Raw genomic sequence first — 6401 nt, forward strand, 5'->3', positions numbered from 1 at the left:
TGTTACACTCATCATAAACCACCCTAATTTCCTCTTCTGTAATGCAGATTACTAAAAAAACAAACCACCTTCAAATGAAGGCGGTTTGCGGCTGCTCTAATCCATACCTTTGACGTTATCGAATGGTCACCTTCAGTCTATGACTTCAAAGCGCTCAGTGCCGCATCCGTCACGTGGATAAATCTTTCGCCACGTGCGATCACATGAATACGCATTTCAGGAAAGTGGTCATATACATAGTCCACGAAATATCCCGGATGCTCAGCGTTCCCCGCAAAAATGTCATAATGCATCGGGATCGTCATCCCGATCCCAACGGTCTTCGCCAGCTCGGCTGCTTCCCGGTAGTCCATATTGCCGATAATGCCGCGGCTGTTCCGGAATGCGTCGCGGCCATTAATCGGGAGAAGCCCGAGGTCGATCGACTCACCCTGAAGCCGTTCCGTCAATCCTTCATAAATGACCGTATCTCCGGAATGGTACACCGTAACGCCGTTCAGTTTGATCAGATACCCGACGTAACGATGATAGCCCTGCTCATCTGTTTCGAGCTCTTCATGAGCGGCCGCGATGGGGCGTATGATCACTTCATCGCCGTAATCCTTTTCCGTATCGGCGATCACGAAGCGCTCGGGGGCTACGCCCTGCTTCAATATGTCCTCGCGGCAGAATGCCGGTGCCATATAGACGGTCTGCAGGCTAGCCTTGGACATGGCCGCAATCGACTCCAGATCCATATGGTCCGAATGCTCATGGGTGACCAGGCAGTAATCCGCATCCGTAATATGCTCCGGTCCGATCGGCGCCGGGTAGGTACGATCCGGGTTATGGCTGACATACGGATCGATGTAAATGACCGTATCCCCTCCCTTAATGATAAAACTGGCTTGTCCAAGCGGCCATACCGCGACCATGCCGTACGGCACGAAGGTTTCCTCGATTTCCTGAATCAGGAGCTGGCCTTGCTTCTGTGGCTGTGACTGGCTCATGCCTTCCTCTCCCTTCCGTTACTTTTACGGTCATACGTATCATTACATGGAGATCCCAAGTAAGCAGCGGATCTCGCTCACCTTATCCAGGTATCTTGTAACCACCCGCTCACACGGGCTAAACGCTTCTGGATCTCTCTCTAAAAAATACCGCTTTCACCGCAAACCGGGGTAAAATCAGCTGTCTGCGCCATCTCGACGGCTGGGAAATCAGCCGGTACAGCCACTCGAGATTTAGACGCTGCCAAGCTGCCGGCGCCCGCTTCACTTTACCGCCGATGATATCCAGGCTGCCGCCGACACCGATGGCAATTTTTGCCTGCAGCTTGTCCTTATGGGTATGTATCCACTTCTCTGCCCGGGGTGCGCCCAGAGCGACGATCAGAAAATCCGGCGCGGCATCAGCAATCTCCAGTACGATTCGCGGTTCATCTTCCGGCGTAAAAAAACCGTGATGTCTGCCGCGTATGGCGACGCCCGGGTACTGCTGGCCAATGTTGATGACGGCCTGCCTGCTCGTTTCCTCATCCGCGCCCAGAAAGTAAAACGACCAACCCTTCCGGTCGCCCTCCTCAAGCAGCTTAAACAGCAGATCGCAGCCGGTTACCCGCTCCGGCAGGCTGCCGCCCCGCACCCGGGAGACCATGACAATGCCGATGCCATCCGCAGTGACCAAACCTGCCTCATCGACGATTTGGCGCAGCTGCGCATCCTTTTGGCAGGACATCACAATCTCCGGATTGCCGGTAACGACGTGAAACAGCCGCTGCTCCTTTTGGTCAATCACGTTTTGAAGAAGCTCTACGCTTTGCTCCATCGTCAATTTCGGGAAAGGAATCCCCATAATGGGCACATGTTGATTCATCTTTCGACCACCTCTTCTGTATCGGCGTAAACAGAATATACTAGCACATCTTTGTTCCATTTGACGATTTGTTTTTCCAGCGTCATTCCGATCCGTTCGGCCACCCGAGCGGATGGTTTATTACTGGCATCGGGAAGTGAAACGATTTTGCGAAGCTTCATCTGCTCAAAACCGTAGTGCTTGCAAGCCGTTGCTGCCTCAGTGGCATAACCGTTCCCCCATACGCGCCTTGCGAACAGGTAGCCAATCTCCATTTCCCGAACTCCTTCCACAATCTGTGGAACGATGCCACACTGTCCCAGAAAATCACCGTTGATCCGGTTCTCCACAATCCATAAGCCGACACCGCATTCCTCATATTTCGCAGGTTCCATTCAATCCATTCCAGCGTTTCTTGGTTGTCTTTGGTGGAGGGATAGTACTTCATTGCGACGGGGTCCGCAAAAATTTGCTTCAGCAAAGGGACATCCTCCCGTCCCATTTGCCTCAGGATCAACCGGTCCGTACTCAGCACGACATCCTTCATCCAGGATCCCCCTTATCTTTTTTACAACGCGTTATATACGACGATGATTTACAACGCATTCCGCTTACTCTATACTGCGTGCAATAATGCGGCCGGGGATGAATCCGCCCGGATCAACAAAGGCAGAGCGATCATTTCAAAGGCGGTCAAAGATAGCAGCCGGTCAGTTTTGGTCAGATTTTCGGCAATGAATATCCCATGTCCGAATAAATCTGGAATAAGACTTCAAAAATCACCAACAATGGCAATTTTAAAATGATAGGTCCGATATTTTTGCAGGATTTCCCCTGCCAGCCCGGTTTTCAGCTCAAAAAACGCATCAGGCAAATTCGACTGATTCAGCAGCAGCTTATGGCACGGCCCCGATGGATCCCACCCAATGCCAGCCATCAGATCCAGAGCCGTCTGGACGTCGGCAATAACGGCATGAGGGTCGTCAAGAACCGCTACCTTCGAGCCGTCTTGTTCATGTATCGTATAGTTCATACTTTTTTGCCTCCTTTCCGCTATATTACCTTGTCTGAGAATTCTGTTCCAGTCTTTTCCTACGTCTGGTCCGGCTGAACCGCTGCTTGGCGGGCAACGCGGCACACAAGTCGCATCAGTTTGCGGTGGAGCTGCGGAAACAAGGTGAATACGACATCCATGGTGCGGCGCAGCGGCATCGGGCATACCACAGGCTCGTTCTTGTGAATGCCCTTTATCGCAATTCGGGCGAACTGCTCGGGGCTCATCATTTTCTGTTTCTGCATCTGCTTCAGGACGAGTTCTTGATCCAAATGGAGCGCTTCGCCAGTCCGATGGATCGGAGTATCCACAAAAGCCGGGCATAGGGCGCTGACATGAACGCCAAACGCTTCCGCTTCATAGTGAAGGGATGTGGTCAGTCCGACCACGGCATGTTTGGTCGCAGCATACGCGGCGGAGGTTGGCGATGGCCCCAATCCGGTCGCGGACGCGGTATTCGCAATACAGCCGAAGCCCTGCTGCTTCATAACCCGATAGGCTGCCTGAGTTCCATGGATGACGCCCCACAAGTTGACCTGAATGATCCGGTTCCAATGATCAAGTGTCATGTGGTACAGCTCCCCGTAAATGCTGATGCCCGCATTGTTGAACATATAGTCGAGCCGCCCGAACTCCTCATACACACTCTCGATCAGCCCTTCCACCTGATAGGCGTCCGTCACGTCCAGGTGAACGTAACGCCTCCCCACCCGCAGCGGTAAATCTTCGGACCGTCTCCTCACCGCCTGCTCGGTCCATATCGGCTGCCACAACGAAAATACGCTCCCCTGCCAACGCTTCGCAAATGGCCCGGCCAATTCCCGAAGCCCCTCCTGTGACAATAGCCACTTTACCCCATTCTGCCATATCCTTGACTCCTCCTCATCAGTTTAACTTTAGAACAATTAGTACGATCGTTCTAATCTACTTAAGCGTAAAACCTCATCGTTTGAGGATTCCGCTTAGAAAAAGATCGACGCTTTTCCGGAAAAGACCATGCAGCCGTTCATGCTCCATCGTGTAAATATGCTGGCACAGCGCCCCCAGCAGCGTCCCGAATAAAAATGTCGTTCCTTGAAGATCGTCGATCTCAAATTCTCCGGTATCGATCCCGTATTGGAAAATGTCCGAGTAAACCTGCATCGGCGTAACCGCCAGTCCGTACAGCTGCTGGACCGTCTCCGGACTGGTCGCCGGATTCGCCGCCAGCTCCTGCCCTACCTTGAGCAGAGGGGTTTGATAATTGTTCATCACGAACGTAGACATCGCATACAATTTATCTCTGGCTGTCTTATAGTTCGGGGATACACCGGCCCACTTCTCCCCCCAGGCCCGCATGCCGTCCAATGCTAGATAGACGAACAGCTTTTCCTTATTCTCAAAATGATAGTACACATGGCCCTTGCTGAACCCGGAGGCTTTGGATATATCCGAGATCGAGGTTCCGGCGAACCCCTTTTGCGAAAAGAGCTGCGCAGCCTTCTCCGCAATAATCCGCCGCGTTTCTTCACTGTCATAATGTCGTTTCAAAGCGATCTACCTTTCCTTATTTACAGAACGATCGTTCTAAAGTCATCATAAGCCATGAGCCCTGTCGCTGACAAGAAATATTTGGAATGTTCAAAAAGAAGACAAAAAGCACGACCTAAGCCGTGCTATATTATCCTTAGGAACAAGAACCGCCTCACTCTGCCTCTGGCACGCCGTTCGGGTAGACGACAACTTTCAAGCACTCGCTTTTGTGATTTAAGGCCCGCTCCATCGCTTCCTGGGTATCCTGGAGCGAATAACGGTCTGTGACCAGCGTCATCACATCGGCAATGCCGGACTCAAGGAAGCGGATGCCTTTCGGATATGTATTGGCATACCGGAATATTCCGTAAATATCGACCTCATTATCCGCGATAAAAGGAACATTCAGCGGAATTTCATCCTGTGCCGGCAGTCCGACGACGGCCAGCTTCCCGCCCCGGCGCAGCGAGACCAGCGCCGTTTGCAGCGCTTTGGGATTGCCTGCCGTTTCCCAAGCGACATCGACGCCCTTCCCGTCCGTCAACCGCTGAATTTCCTCCAGGCCGTCCTGCTCTACGACGTTAATCACGTGATCCGCTCCGAGCTTCTTGGCGGCATCCAGACGCAGTGGTTCCAAATCCGTTACGATAATTTCGGCAGCACCATACGCTTTGGCCGCGACCACGGCCATCAATCCTACCGGTCCCATCCCCATGATCGCAATGGTGGATCCCGGCGTAAGCTTGCTTCTCGCCGCTGCATGGATGCCGACGGAAAACGGCTCGATCAGCGCCGCCTCCTCATAGCTCAGCGAGTCCGGGATCCGGAACACAAAATCCTGCCGGATTTTGATGTACTGGACAAAAGCCCCGTCTACCGGCGGCGTCGCCAGAAACTGCACGTCGGGACAGAGGTTATACCGCCCCTCCTTGCAGGCTTCACAGCGGCCGCAGGTCACCCCGGGCTCCACAGCTACGCGGTCCCCCACTTTGAATCCGGTTACATCTGCGCCTACGGCGGCGACATCGCCCGAGCATTCATGGCCAAGGATAATCGGCTTCTCCACGACGTACTTGCCGATTCGCCCATGCGTATAATAATGGAGGTCGGATCCGCAGATGCCGACGGCCATCACTTTGATCAACACTTCATCTGGTGCGATGTCCGGCACCGGCACCGTTTCAATCCGGATTTGGCGCGGGCTGTGCATCACAGCGGCTTGCATCGTTTGGGGAATGCTGGAGTTCATCATCTGTGTACTTCCTTCCCTTCCTGAAATCTATTATTTTTTAACATTGTATTATAGAAACCCGCTAATATCTATGAAAACAACGTCTGATCAACAAAAAGAATCCGCTCCCTCTTCGGGAGCAGATTCTTTCTGTGCAGCGAGATGCACCACCATGCAGAAGGAGCATAAGTCCCTTCACTCACGGCTATGTAATTGGATAACCGGAAGGAAACATGGCAGGCAAGGGCATCAACCGCTTAGGATTCAGCAGGACCTTTGGTCCGTTTGAATAACAATGCCAGAATCAACGCCACGATGGAGAAGCCAAATCCGATGACAAACGCGTTATGCACGCCGGTTACCATCGCTTCAGCCATTTGCCCAGGCGCGGTTGGATCCGAAGAGCCCTTCAGGAAGCTGGCTTGGCCGTTGGACATGACGCTGATAAAGAAGGCCACACCAATCGCACCCGCCACCTGCTGGAGCGTATTCAAGATCGCCGTACCGTGCGGATAATACCGGGCCGGAAGCTGGTTCATGCCGTTCGTCTGCGCCGGCATCATGATCATGGAGATGGAAACCATCATACAGATATGCAGGATGAGCAGCGTGACTTTGCTCGTCTCAACCGATACCTGCGTAAAGAACCACATAATGATGACCAGAGCAGCCGTTCCCGGAATGATCAGCGCCCGTGGACCGAACTTATCGAACAGTTTACCGGTAATCGGCGAGATCAAGCCGTTGAGCAAGCTGCCCGGCAGCATCAGC

General features: G+C 53.0%; 6 protein-coding genes and 2 pseudogenes. All 8 read right to left on the reverse strand.

What is annotated here, in order from left to right; all coding sequences use genetic code 11:
* Positions 1 to 137 precede the first annotated feature (137 nt).
* Complete coding sequence (locus CPT76_RS13940; protein ID WP_105443340.1) at positions 138 to 989, reverse strand: MBL fold metallo-hydrolase; 852 nt, start codon at positions 987 to 989, stop codon at positions 138 to 140.
* Between the two features lie 118 nt (positions 990 to 1107).
* Positions 1108 to 1854 (reverse strand): WecB/TagA/CpsF family glycosyltransferase, encoded by a 747-nt coding sequence (locus CPT76_RS13945; RefSeq protein ID WP_105443341.1) that lies wholly within the window; start codon positions 1852 to 1854, stop codon positions 1108 to 1110.
* A gap of 140 nt (positions 1855 to 1994) precedes the next feature.
* Positions 1995 to 2380 (reverse strand): annotated as a pseudogene (locus tag CPT76_RS13950) (GNAT family N-acetyltransferase); the annotation flags it as partial.
* Positions 2381 to 2605: 225 nt separating this feature from the next.
* Entirely contained in the window at positions 2606 to 2866 is a 261-nt protein-coding gene (locus CPT76_RS37370) for a DUF4180 domain-containing protein (RefSeq protein WP_181152842.1), read from the reverse strand.
* A gap of 59 nt (positions 2867 to 2925) precedes the next feature.
* Positions 2926 to 3754 (reverse strand): annotated as a pseudogene (locus CPT76_RS13960) (SDR family NAD(P)-dependent oxidoreductase).
* A 75-nt stretch (positions 3755 to 3829) separates the two neighbouring features.
* Positions 3830 to 4417, reverse strand: coding sequence for a TetR/AcrR family transcriptional regulator (locus CPT76_RS13965; protein WP_105443343.1), 588 nt, complete (start codon positions 4415 to 4417; stop codon positions 3830 to 3832).
* A gap of 154 nt (positions 4418 to 4571) precedes the next feature.
* The gene (locus CPT76_RS13970; RefSeq protein WP_105444081.1) at positions 4572 to 5648 is read right to left on the reverse strand and encodes an NAD(P)-dependent alcohol dehydrogenase; all 1077 of its coding nucleotides are present in this window, start codon (positions 5646 to 5648) and stop codon (positions 4572 to 4574) included.
* A 239-nt stretch (positions 5649 to 5887) separates the two neighbouring features.
* Positions 5888 to 6401: MFS transporter (locus tag CPT76_RS13975; RefSeq protein WP_146116315.1), on the reverse strand; the 514-nt coding region annotated here is incomplete at its 5' end.

This window comes from Paenibacillus sp. AR247 (assembly GCF_002968895.1).
Taxonomy (GTDB): domain Bacteria; phylum Bacillota; class Bacilli; order Paenibacillales; family Paenibacillaceae; genus Paenibacillus_AQ; species Paenibacillus_AQ favisporus.